Source organism: Amycolatopsis sp. NPDC004772, assembly GCF_053601215.1.
The window spans coordinates 101,265-117,413 of the sequence record NZ_JBSGBK010000019.1 but is presented as its reverse complement, the minus strand read 5'-3'; the positions used below and the strand labels follow the sequence as shown (position 1 = coordinate 117,413).

Annotated in this window: 14 protein-coding genes; 9 read left to right on the top strand and 5 right to left on the bottom strand. The window is 69.9% G+C overall.

Features of this window, described 5'->3' with window-relative positions; genetic code table 11:
- Positions 1 to 772 (bottom strand): hypothetical protein (locus ACWEF6_RS14875; RefSeq protein WP_449683417.1); only part of this gene is annotated, 772 nt, incomplete at its 3' end.
- A gap of 145 nt (positions 773 to 917) precedes the next feature.
- On the opposite strand from ACWEF6_RS14875, the gene ACWEF6_RS14870 reads away from it, so the two are divergent.
- The 9 genes from ACWEF6_RS14870 to ACWEF6_RS14830 all read left to right on the top strand — a co-directional run bounded on the left by ACWEF6_RS14870 (position 918) and on the right by ACWEF6_RS14830 (position 11,989).
- On the top strand, positions 918 to 1,793 hold the full coding sequence (locus ACWEF6_RS14870) for a TIGR03619 family F420-dependent LLM class oxidoreductase (RefSeq protein ID WP_449683416.1): 876 nt from the start codon (positions 918 to 920) through the stop codon (positions 1,791 to 1,793).
- Positions 1,794 to 1,798: 5 nt separating this feature from the next.
- Positions 1,799 to 2,239, top strand: a complete 441-nt coding sequence (locus ACWEF6_RS14865) for a nuclear transport factor 2 family protein (RefSeq protein ID WP_449683415.1) — start codon at positions 1,799 to 1,801, stop codon at positions 2,237 to 2,239.
- A 134-nt stretch (positions 2,240 to 2,373) separates the two neighbouring features.
- On the top strand, positions 2,374 to 2,964 hold the full coding sequence (locus ACWEF6_RS14860; RefSeq protein WP_449683414.1) for a TetR/AcrR family transcriptional regulator: 591 nt from the start codon (positions 2,374 to 2,376) through the stop codon (positions 2,962 to 2,964).
- A 12-nt stretch (positions 2,965 to 2,976) separates the two neighbouring features.
- The gene (locus tag ACWEF6_RS14855) at positions 2,977 to 3,465 is read left to right on the top strand and encodes a hypothetical protein (RefSeq protein WP_449683413.1); all 489 of its coding nucleotides are present in this window, start codon (positions 2,977 to 2,979) and stop codon (positions 3,463 to 3,465) included.
- A gap of 668 nt (positions 3,466 to 4,133) precedes the next feature.
- Entirely contained in the window at positions 4,134 to 6,986 is a 2,853-nt protein-coding gene (locus ACWEF6_RS14850; RefSeq protein WP_449683412.1) for an AAA family ATPase, read from the top strand.
- A 274-nt stretch (positions 6,987 to 7,260) separates the two neighbouring features.
- Positions 7,261 to 8,289, top strand: coding sequence for a GDP-mannose 4,6-dehydratase (locus tag ACWEF6_RS14845; protein ID WP_449683411.1), 1,029 nt, complete (start codon positions 7,261 to 7,263; stop codon positions 8,287 to 8,289).
- Positions 8,290 to 8,294: 5 nt separating this feature from the next.
- Positions 8,295 to 9,653, top strand: a complete 1,359-nt coding sequence (locus ACWEF6_RS14840; protein WP_449683410.1) for a glycosyltransferase — start codon at positions 8,295 to 8,297, stop codon at positions 9,651 to 9,653.
- A gap of 2 nt (positions 9,654 to 9,655) precedes the next feature.
- A complete protein-coding gene (locus ACWEF6_RS14835) occupies positions 9,656 to 10,708 on the top strand; it encodes a DegT/DnrJ/EryC1/StrS family aminotransferase (RefSeq protein WP_449683409.1) in 1,053 nt (350 codons plus the stop codon).
- A 51-nt stretch (positions 10,709 to 10,759) separates the two neighbouring features.
- On the top strand, positions 10,760 to 11,989 hold the full coding sequence (locus tag ACWEF6_RS14830; protein WP_449683408.1) for a DUF222 domain-containing protein: 1,230 nt from the start codon (positions 10,760 to 10,762) through the stop codon (positions 11,987 to 11,989).
- Between the two features lie 291 nt (positions 11,990 to 12,280).
- Here ACWEF6_RS14830 and ACWEF6_RS14825 read toward each other — a convergent pair whose 3' ends face one another.
- The 4 genes from ACWEF6_RS14825 to ACWEF6_RS14810 form a co-directional block, all read right to left on the bottom strand.
- Complete coding sequence (locus ACWEF6_RS14825; RefSeq protein WP_449683407.1) at positions 12,281 to 12,940, bottom strand: response regulator; 660 nt, start codon at positions 12,938 to 12,940, stop codon at positions 12,281 to 12,283.
- A gap of 65 nt (positions 12,941 to 13,005) precedes the next feature.
- Entirely contained in the window at positions 13,006 to 13,821 is an 816-nt protein-coding gene (locus ACWEF6_RS14820) for an ABC transporter permease (RefSeq protein WP_449683406.1), read from the bottom strand.
- Entirely contained in the window at positions 13,818 to 14,810 is a 993-nt protein-coding gene (locus tag ACWEF6_RS14815; RefSeq protein WP_449683405.1) for an ABC transporter ATP-binding protein, read from the bottom strand. Before ACWEF6_RS14815 ends, ACWEF6_RS14820 begins: the two co-directional genes overlap by 4 nt.
- Before the next feature lie 131 nt (positions 14,811 to 14,941).
- Positions 14,942 to 16,135, bottom strand: a complete 1,194-nt coding sequence (locus ACWEF6_RS14810; RefSeq protein WP_449683404.1) for a macrolide family glycosyltransferase — start codon at positions 16,133 to 16,135, stop codon at positions 14,942 to 14,944.
- Between the last annotated feature and the right edge of the window lie 14 nt (positions 16,136 to 16,149).

Sequence of the window (16,149 nt, the reverse complement as noted above, 5' to 3'; positions counted from 1 at the left end):
GCAAGTGGTCCACCGGGACGATCATCGCAGGCACGCTGTAGTACGGCAGCGCGGCTTCGGCCGATCGGCGGATCAGCTCCGGCTCGGCCGTCGAGATGTCGCCGGACTCGAGCGCGTCCTGCTGGCCCGCGTCGTAGCCGGACTCCCAGGCCGAGGCGCTCGCGATGCCGCTCATGCCGGAGAACATCGCGCTGAACAGGAACATCGAGCCCAGACCCCAGGCGCCGGCGACGAGCGCGGGCTTCCACCACGGCTCGCTGTACCAGCCCTGCGGCACCGGACGGCCCGCGACGCGGCCGCCGGGGTAGTAGTACGGCGTGTCCTGGCCGGCGTCGGGCGAAGCGGCGTAGTGCTGGCCCTCGACGTCGACCTCGCGGCGCTCGGTGACCTTGCCGGCGCGCTCGCGCTCGGCCTCCTCCGGCAGTTGCGGGCCGGGGTCCATCCCCATCGCGACCCGCGCGGCGCGGACGTAGTAGAGGCCTTCGACGGCGGTGTCCTTCACCAGCCGGGCCTGTTCGATCGTGCGGGCCTGCTCCAGCTGCGAGCCGGCGGCGTTGTAGCGCTCGCTCGCGTCGGCCATCGCCTGCATCGACGCGGTGTCGTTGCCGTTGAGGTTGAGCACCTGGCCGCCGAGCCGCTCGACCAGGCGCCGGGCGTCGGCCTTGGCGTCGTCCAGCTCCCGCTGCCGGGCCGCGGCGCGCTGCCGCGAGAAATAGAGGCCGCCACCGACGATCACGACGACGAGCACGATCAGGAAGATCGCGGTGCCCATGGACCACTCCTGGAAGTTCGGGGCTCGGTGACGGGTGGTCACCGTTGAAACGGACAACGCGGACGCTACGCGGTGGGTTCCCGGAGCGTGACCGGGCCCACCGCGAGCGCTGGCCGAAGAAACTAGAACACGTTATAGTTCGGCCATGAAGTTCACCCTGTCGATCGCGATGAACCCCCTCGATCAGCTGGGCGAGCTCGCCCGGGCCGCCGAAGAGGCCGGCTTCGCCTCCATTGCCCTGCCCGACTCGCTCTTCTACGCCGAAACGGTGGACACGGACTACCCGTACACCCCGGACGGCAGCCGGTTCTGGACCGCGGAGACACCCTGGGTGGACCCGCTCGTCGCGACCGCGTCGATGGGCGCGGTCACCAGCCGGATCCACTTCTACACGTCGGTGCTGAAGCTCGGCTCGCGCAACCCGGTGCTGCTGGCCCGCCAGGTCGGCTCGGCGAGCGTGCTCACCGGCGGCCGGTTCGGCCTCGGGCTCGGCGTCGGCTGGCTGCCCCAGGAGTTCGAGTACTGCGGCGTGCCGTTCGAGCGGCGCGGCAAGCGCGTCGACGAGGCCATCGACGTGCTGCGGCTGATCCTCGGCGGCGGGATGGTCGAGTACCACGGCGAGTTCTACGACTTCGACAAGATCCAGATGAGCCCGGCGCCGCCGACCCGGGTGCCGTTCTACATCGGCGGCCACACCGAGGTCGCGCTGAAGCGCGCCGCCCGGGTCGCCGACGGCTGGTCGTCGGCGATGATGAAGCTCGACGAGCTGCGCGACACCATCGCCCGGCTCAAGGAGCTGCTCGCCGAGCGAGGTCGCGCCGACGACCCGTTCGAGTACCAGGCGGTCTGCATCGACGCCTTCGGGCTGGACGGCTACCGCGCGCAAGCCGACGCCGGTGTCACCGACGTGATCACCATGCCGTGGGTGTTCGACGGCATCGGGTTCGACGCGCCGGTCGAGCCGAAGCTCGAAGCGATCCGCAAGTTCGGAGCCGAAATCATCGCGAAGTTCGAGGAGTGACTCCCATGGGCGTGCAGGTCAGCTGGGACACCGAGGCGGAGCAGCCGCCCGCGCGGCGGGCAGCGTACGCGTCGATGACCGCGGTGACGGCGGGCGACAAGGAGGGCTGGCTGGCCCTGTTCGCCCCGGACGCGGTGGTCGAGGACCCGGTCGGCCCGTCGTTCTTCGACGAGACGGGCAAGGGCCACCACGGCCGCGAGGGGATCGGCGCGTTCTGGGACAAGACGATCGCCAACGTCGAGCGCTTCGAGTTCACCATCCGCGACTCCCACGCGGGCGGCGACGAGGTCGCCAATGTCGGCACGATCACGACATTCCTGCCTGGCGGCTACCGCGTCGACACCGACGGCGTCTTCGTCTACCGAGTCGGCGACGACGGCCTGATCCGCTCGGTCCGGGCGTTCTGGGAGACCGAACGCGCGATGGCGACGGCCCGCCAGGTCTGACCCCTACCCCTGCGAAGGCCACCCCGGGATCCGGGGTGGCCTTCGTCGTGCGTGATCGACACACACCGCAACCGCCACGTTGCGGAAAGAGCGCATTCTGGCGATTGTTTGCTCAACCGTGCTACTTTTTGCTCATGCAAGCAAAAACGTTCACCGAGAACGCCCGGCGGGCGCAGATCGTCCGCGCGGCGATCGAGACCATCGGTGAACTGGGGTATGCGAAGGCTTCGTTCGGGCAGATCGCGAAACGCGCCGGGCTGAGCAGCACCGGCATGATCTCCTACCACTTCGACGGCAAGGCGGACCTGATCGCCGAGGTCGTCCGGGACGTGCTGGCCACGAGCCTCGCCTACATGCGGGAGCGGATCGACGCGGTGCGGGGGCCGGCGGCGGAGCTGCGGGCCTACATCGAGTCGAACCTGGCGTTCATCGCCGAGCACCCGGTCGAAATCACCGCGCTGCTCGAGAGCCTGCGGCACGGCGGCGGTGTCACCGCGGGCAACGACGACTGGTACCACGGCGCCGTCGACATCCTGGAATCCTGCCTGCGCGAGGGCCAGCGCTCCGGCGACTTCGGCCGGTTCGACCCGCGCGTCATGGCGATCACCGTCCGCCAGGCCATCGACGGCATCCACACCGAACTGATCCGGCGTCCCGCCACCGACGCCGACGCCTACGCCGCCGAGCTCGTCGCCATCGTCGAACGGGCCACCGCGCCCGACTGAACTGGGGAAACCATGGTCACCTCGAACACCTCCGGGCGCGTGCTGCGGCCGGTCATCGCCCTGCTCTACCTGAACCTGCTGATCAGTGTCGCGTTCGCGGTGCTCACCTTCCTGCACAAGGACGGCATCCTCGACTACCAGGTGCTGCACTGGGAGTCGACCGGCCAGGCCGACCCGGCCGATCGCGCCGGCACGCGCGCGTCGCTGGAGAGCGTGCTGTGGATCCGCCCGGTGTCGGTGCTGGTCATCGCGATCGTCTACGTCCGGCTGGCGGGCCGGCTCAAGCTCGGCCGCCGCAGCACCTACGTCCGGCTGATGGTGATCACCGTGCTGGGGCTGGCCGGGCTGGTCTACCTCGTCGTCGCGGCCGAGTTCCCGAACTGGATGCGGGCCGGGCAGGTGGGGCAGGCGGTGGTCCTGCTCGTGCTGTTCCTGCTGCTGTGCACGAAGAGCGTCCGGGGGTACTTCTCGAAGCAGGGCCGGGTTCCGCAGAAGGTGTGAACCCGAACCGGATTTCCGTTCACATTGTGTTTCCCGGACATTGTTCAACGACTCCGGAAAAGATTCAGGTTTCGCGGAAGTAAACGTTACCCGGTCGCCTCGATCACCCGAATGCCCGAACGCCGGAGCGGCGGCTCCGACCCTGAGTGGAGCGCGGGTTCGTGCAGCTTCCGCCCGGTGTCCGGGGTGCCGGTACCCGCTTTGGTGGATCGGGACCAATCGGACATCCTCGGGTGGGGAAACCCCGTTGTGCCTCGTTGCGGCACGTAGGGGCAGGTGGTAGCTTCTGATCGTTATCTCCTCGCGGTGTACCGGGCGATCAGGGCAGTAATCGTCCAACGGGAACCGCGGGGATCTGGGGTCTGGGGAAAGGTTGTCCGATGAACGTTTACCGCGGTCCTTCATAAGGGACGCCGAATAACACTTCGCCGGCGGCTCGTGCGCGAGTCGACGGGACTTTGTCATCACCAGGCACTCGTTGGGGAGCGGTGGGCCCGGTCGATCGACCGTCAAGCATTGCGTGTGCGGCGGCATTTGCCCGTCGCGTGCGCGGCTGCGCTGGTGATTCGCGAAAAAAAGCCGTGTTCGGCCCGTCTGGGGTGGCCGCAACGCGGGTCGTGGATCAGCCGAACCCAACAGGCGACGAATTCCTGGGGGATTTACCTGTCATGCTCATCGAACGTGATTTCGAAACGGCGACGCTGAGCCAGATGCTCGCCGACGCCCACTCCGGCGCCGGCGGTGTCGGCCTGGTCCTCGGCCCGGTCGCCAGCGGCAAGACCGCGCTGCTGGAGACCTTTGGCCGGCAGGCCGCCGGCACCGGCGCGGTCGTGCTGTCCGCCTCCGGCGCCCGGTCCGAAACCGCCGTTGGCCTCGGCGTCGTTTCGCAGCTGGTCCACACGCCGGGCGTCCGCGCGGACATCGCGGACCAGGTGTCGGCGTACGTGGAGGACGCCGAGGCCGACGCGACGCTGCTGGACAGCCGGTTCCTGCACCGCCTCTCCAGCGCGGTGATCGGCTGGTCGGCCGAGAGCCCGCTGGTCGTCTGCGTCGACGACGCCCACCACGCCGATCCCGCGTCCCTGCAGTTCCTGCAGCACATGGCCCGGCGGATCCGCCCGGCCCGGGTGCTCGTGCTGCTCGCCGAACGGGCCGACCCGGGCGAGCGGCGCCCGGTCCGCCACGTCGACCTGATGCGGCGGCCGCACTGCCGCCAGCTGCGGCTGGCCCCGCTGTCCCGCAACGGCGTCGGCGTCCTGCTGGCCGGCAAGCTCGACGAAGGCAAGGCCCACGCGCTGGCCGCGCAGTGCTTCGCGGTCAGCGGCGGCAACCCGCTGCTGGCCACGGCGCTGGTGCACGACACCCGCGCGGCCGGCACGGGCGAGGTCGTCGCGGGCGCCGCCTACCGGCACGCCGTGCTGAGCTGCCTGCACTCCAGCGAGCCGCGGGCCCTCGAACTCGCCCGGGCGCTGGCCGTCCTCGGCGACGACGAGCAGTCGCAGATCGCGCTGGCCGGCGGCATGGTCTCCTTCGCGCCGGCCACCACCGAGCCGGTGCGCCGGGCGCTGGAGTCGGCCGGCGTGCTCGACGGGCACCGGTTCCGGCACCCCGAAGCCCGCGTCGCGGTGCTCGAGGAGCTCGACCCCGGGGTCCGGGCCGCCCTGCACGGCCAGGCCGCCCGCCTGCTGTTCGACCAGGGTGCCCGCCCGACCGCGATCGCCGCGCACGTGGTGGCGGCGAACCTGGACGAGCCGTGGACCGAGCACCTGCTGTCCGAGGCGTCGGAGGCGGCGCTGCTGGAGGACGACGTCGAGCTGGCCCGCGCGTGCATCGCGATGGCCAGCCGCTGCTGCACCGACGACCGCGACCGGGCGATCGCCAAGGCGTCGCTGGCCGACATCGAATGGCGGACCACCCCGGCGAAGGCGATGCGCCGGCTGCCGGAGCTGGTGCACGCGACCCGCGCCGGGTACCTGCCGGGCATCCGGGTCGTCGGCATCTTCGAGTTCCTGCTCTGGTTCGGCCGGGTCGACGAAGCCGTGGAGATCTCGAAGGCGTTCGGTGACCTGGTCGACTGCCGGGACCGCCGGACCCGCGGCGAGCTGCTGACGCTCGATTCGTGGCTGGCCAGCTCGGTGCCGGGGATGCGGCGCCTGATCGAGCCGATGCTCGCCTCGATCACCGACGAAACGCCGTCCCCGCAGCTCGGGCTCGCGGTGAACTCGCAGCAGAAGGCGATCGACGCGCTGACCAGCGCGGTCCGCGAAGGCCCGTCCGAGGCCGCGGTGCTCGACGCCGAGCAGGTGCTCGAAGGCACCCGGATGACCGACATCACCCTGCGGCACCTGGTCTTCGCGGCGACGGTGCTGGTCTACGCCGAACGCCTCGGCAAGGCCGCCACCTGGGCGGATCACCTGATGGCGCAGGCCGCCGGCCGTCCGGCGCCGACCTGGCAGGCGTCGCTGGCGGAGCTGCGCGCGGAGGTCGCTCTGCGGCAGGGCGACCTGCCGCTCGCCGCCCGCGACGCCAAGATCGCGCTGACGAAGATGACCCCGGAGGCGTGGGGCATCGGGGTGGGCGCGCCGCTGGCGACCCTGCTGGCCGCGCTGACCGAGATGGGGCGGTTCGACGAAGCGGCCGAGCTGCTCAACCAGCCGGTGCCGGACGCGCTCGGCGAGACCCGGTTCGGCCTGCACTACCTGCACGCGCGCGGCCACTACTACCTCGCGACCGGCCGGCTGCCGACGGCGCTGAACGACTTCCTCGCCTGCGGGGAGCAGATGGCCCGGTGGGATCTGGACCAGCCGTCGCTCGTGCCGTGGCGCTCCAGCGCCGCGGAGGTCCACCTGAAGCTGGGTGACCGCGAGAAGGCCCGTCAGCTCGCCGAGGAGCAGGCGGCGAAGCTCGGCCCGGACTGCGGCGACCGCACCCGCGGCATCACGCTGCGGACGCTGGCGCTGGTGGCCGACCCCGCGCGGCGGCCGAAGCTGATGCAGGAAGCGGTGGACGTGCTCGAGAAGTCCGGCGCCAAGCTGGAATTGGCCCGCACGCTCGCCGAGCTGAGCCGGGCGGGCGGCGACACGCCCGCAGCGCGCACGGCCGCCCGGGACGCCCGGGTGCTGGCCAAGGAATGCGGCGCGGAGCTGCTGCGGAAGACGTTCCTCGACGGCGGGGACGACGACGTGGTGGTGTCCCTCCGCGGCCGGGTCGCCCCGGCCGACGTCAAGCTGCTGACCGACGCCGAGCAGCGGGTCGGCTGGCTCGCCGCGCGGGGCCACACCAACCGCGAGATCGCCAGCCAGCTCTACATCACGGTCAGCACGGTGGAACAGCACCTGACGCGCGTGTACCGCAAGCTGAGCGTCAGCCGGCGCCGCGACCTGGCGTCGGAGCCGCAGCTGCGGGTGCCGGAGCAGCAGGAGCGCCTGCCGGGCGTGCCCCGGCCGCCGGTGGCGGTCAACCACCGGGCGCCGGCCCCGCCGGTGCGCCGTCCACTGAGGCCGGTGCCGCCGGTCCGCTGACGGACGTCACCGGAGCCGGGATCCCGTTCGGGGTCCCGGCTCTTCCGTTTCCGCGGACCCCTATAGGTGCGCCCCTAGGTTTCCCTCCGCGGCCACTGACTTGGCGCCCGATTCGTTGACAAAGAACCGGTGTCCCGCGAGCGTGGACATCGTTGCCGGGCACCGGATCCGGCGCGATTTTCGCGGCGGCGAGGTACCCCGGAGCTGCTCGCACGGCGGCCGGACGACGCCACGGCGGGAGCTGTACTCGTGACGTGGCAAGGAAGGCACATCCATGGCGAAGCGTGCGTTGATCACCGGAATCACCGGGCAGGACGGGTCCTACCTGGCCGAGCACCTGCTGGCCGAGGGCTATCAGGTGTGGGGCCTGGTGCGCGGCCAGGCCAATCCGCGCAAGTCGCGGATCAGCAGGCTGGTCTCCGATCTCCACTTCGTGGAGGGGGATCTGATGGACCAGGTCAGTCTCGTGTCCGCAGTGGACTTCGTGCAGCCCGACGAGGTGTACAACCTCGCGGCCATCTCGTTCGTGCCGATGTCGTGGCAGCAACCCGAACTCACCACCGAGGTGAACGGCATGGGCGTGCTGCGGGTGCTCGAAGCGGTCCGGATGGTGTGCGGGCTGGACAAGTCCCGCCCGACCGGCGGCGGGATCCGGTTCTACCAGGCGTCGTCGTCGGAGATGTACGGCAAGGTGGCCGAGACCCCGCAGAACGAGCAGACCATCTTCCACCCGCGCAGCCCCTACGGCGTCGCGAAGACCTACGGGCACTTCATCACCAAGAACTACCGCGAATCCTTCGGCATGTTCGGGGTGTCCGGGATCCTGTTCAACCACGAGTCCCCGCGCCGCGGCGCCGAGTTCGTCACCCGCAAGATCACCATGGCGGTGGCGGAGATCAAGCTGGGCCTGCGCGACAAGCTGTACCTGGGCAACCTGGACGCGGTCCGTGACTGGGGATTCGCCGGCGACTACGTCCGCGCGATGCACCTGATGCTGCAGCAGGAGACGGCGACCGACTACGTGGTGGGCACCGGGCAGATGCACTCGGTTCGCGACGCCGTCCAGATCGCCTTCGACGCGGTGGACCTGAACTGGCGCGACTACGTCGTCATCGACCCGGCCCTGGTCCGGCCCGCGGAGGTCGAAACCCTCTGCGCCAACCCGGAAAAGGCGCGCGCCGAGCTCGGCTGGAAGCAGTCGGTCGACTTCGAGGAGCTGATGCGGATGATGGTCGAGGCCGACCTGCGGAAGGCGTCGAACGAGCACAAGTACAGCGAGCTGATGCTCGCCGGGAGCTGGTGACGGCCGTGACGCCCATCCTGTTCGCGTCGATCGCGGACGCTGGCATGATCAACCCGCTGCTCGTCATCGCCGGCGAACTCGCCCGCCGTGGCGTGCCGGACCTGTACTTCGCGTCCACAGAGGACCGTCGCGCCGACGTCGAGGCGATCTCCGCGACCAACCCGGTCCGGTTCGTTTCGTTCGGGGAGCGGCTCGAACGCCCGCCGGGCGAATGGCACCCGGACCTCTACGCGGCGGCGACCCAGCCCGCGAAGCCGGGCAGCCTGACCGCGCGGCCGCAGAACGTCGTCGCCTACCTCAGCGGGGTCACCGACGCGAGCATCATGGTGACGATGTACGAGCGCGCGCTGGCCGTCGTCGACGAGGTGAAGCCGGCGCTGATGGTCATCGACTCCTCCAGCGTCTACCCGACCGACGCGGCGATCGCCCGGGAGGTGCCGTACGTCTACAGCGTGCCGATCTCGGTGAGCGAGATCTTCGCCGAGCGCCTGCCGTTGAGCTACCCGAGCCCGAACACCGGGCTGCCGCGCGCGCTTTCGGGACGGCAGAAGCTCGCGAACCTGTGGTTCCGGCTGCGGCTGCTGCACGGCATGCTGACGAAGGTCCCGGCGATGCAGTTCACCAAGGCCCGCAAGGAAGCCGGGATCGTGAACGCGACGGCGGGCCAGTCCGGCTACGCCGACCGCGCGCGGGCGATCCTCGGGTATTCGGTGTTCGGCATGGAGTACCCGTTCGACGCGGCGCCGTCGCACCTGCGGATGGTGGGGCCCGTGGTGCCCCCGCTGCCGGAGGCGGTGACGCCGGATCCGGCGTTATCGGCCTGGCTGGACGAGCACGAATCGGTGGTGTACCTGGCGTTCGGCACCCACATGCGGCTCACCGCGCCCCAGGTGTCGGCGATCGCGGAGGCGGCGCGGCGGATCGGGCCCGAGCACCACGTGCTGTGGAAGCTGCCGAAGGCCCAGCGCGCGTTGCTGCCGGCGGACCTGCCGCCGAACGTCCGGCTGGAGAACTGGGTGCCGTCCCAGTTCGACGTCCTGGCCCACCCGCACGTGCGCGTCTACTACCACCACGGCGGCGGCAACAGCGCGTACGAAGGGATCTACTTCGGGAAGCCGGGCCTGGTGCAGCCGTTCTGGATGGACTGCCACGACCACGCGGCGCGGGTCCTCGACAGCGGCTGCGGGCTGGTCCTCTCGTACGAAGAGACGATTTCGGCGGACGCGATCGTGGCCAAGCTGCGCCGGGTGCTGGAGGAGAAGGAGTTCACGGCCCGGGCCGAGGAGTGGGCGGACCGCTTCCGCGCGGCGGGCGGCCTCGGGGCCGCCGCCGACACCGTGCTGGCCGCTCTCGGGAAGGGATAGGCATGTCCGTCGAGTATCCGGTGTCCCAGCCGTACCTGAACGGCGACGAGCTGGCCAACGTCACCGACGCCGTCACGAGCGGCTGGATCTCTTCGCAGGGCCCGTACGTGGAGCGGTTCGAGTCGGATTTCGCCGCGTACAACGGGGTGTCGTTCGGGGTGGCGTGCTCGTCCGGGACGACGGCGCTGACGCTGGCGTTGCGGGCGCTGGGGATCGGCCCGGGGGACGAGGTGATCGTCCCGGAGTTCACGATGATCGCCTCGGCGTGGGCGGTGACGTACACGGGAGCGACCCCGGTGTTCGTCGACTGCGGCGACGATCTGAACATCGACGTGTCGCTGATCGAGGCGAAGATCACCCCGCGCACCCGCGCGATCATGCCGGTGCACATCTACGGGCGCCGGTGTGCCATGGACGCGATCATGGAACTGGCGTACGAGTACAACCTGCGTGTCGTGGAGGACTCGGCGGAGGCGCACGGGGTGCGTCCGGTCGGGGACATCGCGTGCTTTTCGTTGTTCGCCAACAAGATCATCGCTTCGGGTGAGGGCGGGATCTGCCTGACGTCGGACGCCCGGCTCGCGGCGCAGATGAAGCACCTGCGGGGGATGGCGTTCAACCGGGACCACACGTTCCTGCACAAGAAGCTCGGGTACAACTTCCGCATGACGAACCTGCAGGCCGCGGTGGCGACGGCCCAGGTGGCCCAGCTCGATTCGATCCTCGCTCTCCGGTCGGCGATCGAGGCGCGTTACGACGCTGGGCTGCGGGACATTCCGGGGGTGCGGTTGATGCCTCGGCGGGATGTGCTGTGGATGTACGACCTGTTGTGTTCGCGCCGGGACGAGCTGCGTGCTTTCCTTGCCGGGGAGGGGATCGAGACGCGGGTGTTCTTCAAACCGATGAGCCGGCAGCCGATGTACCTGGATCCGGTGTGGCCTTCGTTGCGGGCCAACCGGTTTGCGGAGGAGGGCTTGTACCTGCCGACGTACACGTCGCTGGGCGAGGATGATCAGGAGTACATCGTTTCGCGGGTGCGGAAGTTCTACAGCTGATCCGCCCGATCGAGTGATGAACTTCTGTTCGATGGTCGGTAATCTTGATCTATGTCCGACAGCGCTCGTTCGTCCGCCGAGGCGGTGGCTTTTGCCGACCGCCTGGGTGAGTTGCTCGCGGCCATCCGCTCTGCTGAAGCTGAAGTCGGCGCGCTGCTGGTGGAGATCGAGCAGCGTGGGGTGATGGAGGTGTTCGGGTACCGGTCTGTTGCGCGGTTGCTGGAGCACCTGGGTGACCTTCCGAGGTCGGCGGCGGAGCGTCTGGTGAAGCGGGCTCGTTTGGTGAATCCGGGTCGCGCTCTCGATGGCACCCCGATCCCTGCCCTGGCGCCGGCGACGGGTGTTGCTGCTTTGTCCGGGTCGCTGAGTGCCCCGATGATCGACACGATCACCGGGGTGCTGGCCGAGGTTCCGCCCGAGCATCGTGACCACGTCGAGGCTGATCTGTTGGCGTTCGCTGCCGAGGCCGGGCATAAGCAGGTGGCGGTCCTCGGTGCCCGGATCCTTGCTCACCTCAATCCCGATGGTGCCGAACCCGACGACACCGAACCCGCTGTCCCGGCCCGGGAGTTGTTCTTGCGTCGTCGAAGATCCGGGGTCTGGGAGTTGAACGGCAAGTTCGACGATGAGACCGGCACCCGCGCCAGCGCCCTGCTCGATGCGCTGGCCGAGCGTCGTACCGGCGACGACGGGCCCGACCACCGCGCGATGCCGCAGCGTTACGGTGATGCGTTCTCCGACGCCATCGACCTAGCCCTTAATTCCCCGGACTTGCCGATGCAGGCCGGGGAACGGGCCCACGTCATGGTCGCGGTCTCCCTCACCGACCTGAAGTCCGGCACCGGTCAGGCCACGCTCGGTGACACCGGGACCATGACCGCGGCCGAAGCCCGCGTCCACGCCTGCGACGCCATGATCATCCCCGCCGTGCTGGGTGCGAAGAGTGAACCGCTCAACCTCGGGCGTCTCCGCCGCCTCATCTCCGCCGGGCTGCGCCGGGCGTTGTTCCTGCGCGACCGCGGCTGTGCGTTCCCCGGCTGCCATCGCCCACCCCGGCACTGCCAGGGCCATCACATCCGGCATTGGGCCGACGGTGGCCCTACTGACCTGAACAACCTGGTGTTGATGTGCGCTCACCACCACCGGCTGCTGCACCGCTCCGGCTGGGAGGTCCGCATCGCCGCCGATGGCCTCCCGGAATTCCTTCCACCCACCTTCCTCGACCGGCGCCGAAAACCCCGGCGCAACAACCTCCACGAACCGCTGCCATTCGCAGCCTGAACACGGGAAAGGCCCCGCGGCCACACGGCCGCGGGCCCACACCCGCGCGCGCAGGCTGTCCTCAAAGGCCAGAGACCACGCGAGATGCCTCTCCAGTCATGCGCAATGCTTCTCCAGCCACGTGAGATGCCCCTCTGGTCACGTGTGATGCCTTCTCCGTCACGCCGACCAACCGCCTAGGCAGGCCGGCCGATTCTCCGTCACACGACTCGGCTGTTCAGGAACGCGAGCCGACCGTCCGATGTCCAGGCTTCCCAAAGCGACACTTCCGCAACCCGCCGACGCGAGCACCTACCCCTGCCGCACCTTGCTGCTCAAGTAGGTCAACACCGCCAGCACTCGGCGGTTGTCGTCCTCGTGCTGGGCCAGATCCAGCTTTGTGAAGATGCTCGCCGTGTGCTTGCCCACTGCGGCCTCGCTGATCGTCATCCGCTGGGCGATCGCCGCATTGGATCTGCCCTCGGCCATCAGTTCCAGGACCTGGCGCTCGCGGGGCGTCAGCGCGTCCAGGGGGTCGCGGCGCGATCTGCTCGCCAGGAGCTTGGTGATGACCTCCGGGTCCATGGCCGTCCCTCCGGCCGCCACCATGCGGAGGGCGTCCACGAACTGGTCCGCGTTCAGCACCCGGTCCTTCAACAGGTACCCGATCGCGCCCGCTCCGTCCGCCAGGAGCTCTCGGGCGTACGTCTGCTCCACGTGCTGGGACAGCACCAGCACCGGCAGCCCTGGGCGCCGGCGGCGGGCCTCCAATGCCGCGCGGATTCCTTCGTCGCTGAACTTGGGGGGCAGGCGGACGTCCACCACCGCGATGTCCGGTGCGTGGTCCTCGATCGCCTTCAGCAGCTCCGGGGCATTGCCCACCGCCGCCACCACTGCGAAGCCGTGTGCTTCCAGGAGCCTCGTCATGCCGTCTCGAAGCAGGTAGAGATCCTCCGCGAGGACAACGCGCACGAACCGCTCCTGGGATTCCGGGCCGGGCGGGGCCGGGCTGGGTGGCCCAACCGTACCGGAGCCCTTCAGTCCAGTGCGCGCTTGAGGAAGCCCCTGATGCCGAACGCGCCGAAGATCAGCGTTGCCACCACCATGACCAGCAGGGAGATCCACAGCGGGATGGACTGGACCTGGTCCGGCATCACCAGCCGCCTCAAGGCCTCCGAGACGTACGTCAGCGGGTTGGCCGCGCAAATCACCTGGAACCAGCGCAAACCGGACAGGCTCAGCCAGGGGAACTGCCCGGATCCGGTGAAGATCAGGGGCACCAGCAGGATCGTGAACACCAGGTTGATGTGGCGGGGCGGCACGATCGTCCCCAGCACCATCCCCACCGCCGCGCCGGCCAGGGAACCCAGGGCGACGACTCCCGCCACCCCCGGCAGGGCCGCCGGGCTCCAGTGGACGCCGTCGAGGATGAGCAGGCCGATCGGGATCATCACCAGGCCGGCGATGATGCCGCGGATCGCGCCGAACAGCATCTTCTCCACCGCGACCAGGCGGATCGACAGCGGCGCCAGCAGCCGGTCCTCGATCTCCCTGGTCACCGAAAAGTCCAGCACCAGGGGCAACGCCGTGTTCTGCAACGCCCCGGTGAACGCGTTCATCGCCACCATGCCCGGCAGCAGGACCTGGGCGTACCCGGCGCCCGCGTAGCCGATCTGCGACAGCACCTTGCCGAAGATGAACAACAGGAACAGCGGCTGGATCAGCATCTGGGCCAGGAACGGGAGCAGCTCGCGCCCGGTGACGAAGAAGTCGCGGCCGAGCACGGCGAAGAACGCGCGGGCCTGGCCAGGCTGTGGTTGCGGCATTGGCGGGGCGACAGTGGCGGCGGTCATCGGAGGTCCCGTCCGGTGATGGAGATGAACACGTCTTCGAGGGTGGGCTTGCCGAACGAGATGCCGGTGACCTCGCACCGCTCGCGGCCCAGCACCGCCAGCACGCCCGGCAGGAGCGACGCCGGCTCGGCTTCGGTGTACAGGCGGAACTGGACGGCGTTCTCGTCCGCGGCCGCCCGGCCGGCGGCGGCGAGCCGCTCGACCCGCTCCACCGACGGCACCTGCTCCAGCTCCTTGCCGACGGCGTCGGCGTCGGCGGGCGACTCCGCCAGCCTCACGCCCACGGTCAGCGTCGTGTTGCCGGGCAGCGACCGGGTCAGCGCGTCCGTCGTGTCCAGCGCCAGCAGCTTGCCGCGGTCGACGATGCCGACGCGGTCGCACAGCTTGGCCGCTTCCTCCATGTCGTGCGTGGTGACCACCACCGTGACGCCCTCGGCCGTCAGTTCGGCGACGCGCTCGTGCACGAACAGGCGCGACTGCGGGTCGAGCCCGGTCGCCGGCTCGTCGAGGAACATCACCTTCGGCTGGTGCATCAGCGCGCGGGCGATCATCACACGCTGGGCCTGGCCGCCGGACATCTCGTCGACCCGGGCTTTCGCCCGTGGGCCGAGCCCCATCCACTCGATGAGCTCCTCGGCCCGGCGATGCCGCTGCGCCCGGCCCATGCCGTGGTAGGCGGCGTGGAACAGCAGGTTCTGCCGCACGGTCAGCGACTGGTCGAGGTTGTTGCGCTGCGGCACGACGGCCAGCGCCTGGCGGGCCGCCGTCGCGTGCTTGACGACGTCGATGCCCGCCACCTCGGCGTGGCCGGACGTCGGCAGCGCGCGGGTGGTCAGCATGCTGACCGTCGTCGTCTTGCCCGCGCCGTTGGGACCCAGCAGGCCGAACACCTCGCCGGTGGCGATGGTGAACCCGAGGCCGTCGACCGCCGGCCGTTCTGCTTTCGGGTACCTCTTGACGAGGTCCCGTACCACCACCGCGTCCGGCACGCCGGGCCTCCAGGGATCAGTGCGGACAAAAAGGGCAGGAAAAAGGGCAGGAAGAGGTGAGGAAGGGCCGTGGTGCTGGGGGACAACCTCGGCCCTTCCCCACAGGCGGCTGGTTCTGCCGAACCAGCGGGTCAGGAAGTGTGCTTGAGGTGCCGCTCGAGCTCGTCGGCCGCGCGGGCCGCGCCACCGGCGGCGCGCACCTTCGCGCCCATCGCGGCGACGGCGGACCGCACGCGCTCGTCGGCCGCCGTCGTCTTGACGGCGTCGCGCAGCAGCTCCGGCGTCGGTTCCCGGCCGGCCAGGTTCGTGCCCAGGCCGAGTTCCGCGACCCGGTTGGCGACGGCGGCCTGCTCGACGCTCTGCGGCAGGGCCACCATCGGCGTGTCGAAGTACAGCGCCTCCATCGTCCCGCCCATGCCCGAGTGGGTGATGAAGGCCGAAGCGTGGTTCAGCACCGCCAGCTGCGGCACCTGCGCGTGGGCCTCGATGTTCGGCGGGAGCTCGCCGAGCGAAGCCGGGTCCAGCGCGCCGATCGACAGCACGACGTGCCAGTCCTCACCGGTGAACGCCGCCACGACGGCCCGGAAGAAGTCCGGCCGGTCGTTGAACGCCGTGCCGAGCGAAACCAGCAGCACCGGCTTGCCGTCCGACGGCGGCTGCCACCCGCCCTGGAACGTCCGGTCGCCCAGGCACGGGCCGATGAACGCGAAGTGGTCGTCGAAAGTCTCGCCCTCGTACTGGAACTCCTTGGCCACGAAGGCGAGCGCGAACTCCTCGCGGCCGATGGCGAAGTCCGCGGGCGAGATCGCCGGGACGCCGTGGGCCTGCGTCAGCTCGGCGATCTTCTCCCGGAACGCGACGCGGGCGGGGTGTTCCTCGCTGAACCCGTTCTCCTCGCCGAGGAACTTCGCCAGCGACCAGTGGTCGTTGTAGGCGAAGGACGGGAACAGCTCCACCGCGGGCACGCCCCACTTCGCGGCGAGCACCCGTCCGGTCGCGTAGACGGTCCGGTCGTAGAGGATCAGGTCCGGGACGTCTTCGGCGAAGGCCGCCTCGAACACCGGGATGGTCGCCGTGCTTTCCATGACCAGCACCAGCGGCAGCCACGCGGCGAAGTCGGCGGGCGGGTCCTCGGTGCGCGGCTTCGGCGTCAGGGACGACTCGTACCGCAGCACCCGCGCGCCGGTCGGCGCCACCAGCTCGGCGAACTGGTCCGTCGTGGCGAAGGTGACGCGGTGCCCGCGGCGGACCAGCTCGGCGGCCACGTCCAGCGTCGGCATGACGTGCCCGTACGCGGGGATGGTCAGCAGCGCGATGTGTGCCATGGGAAAGCTCCTCG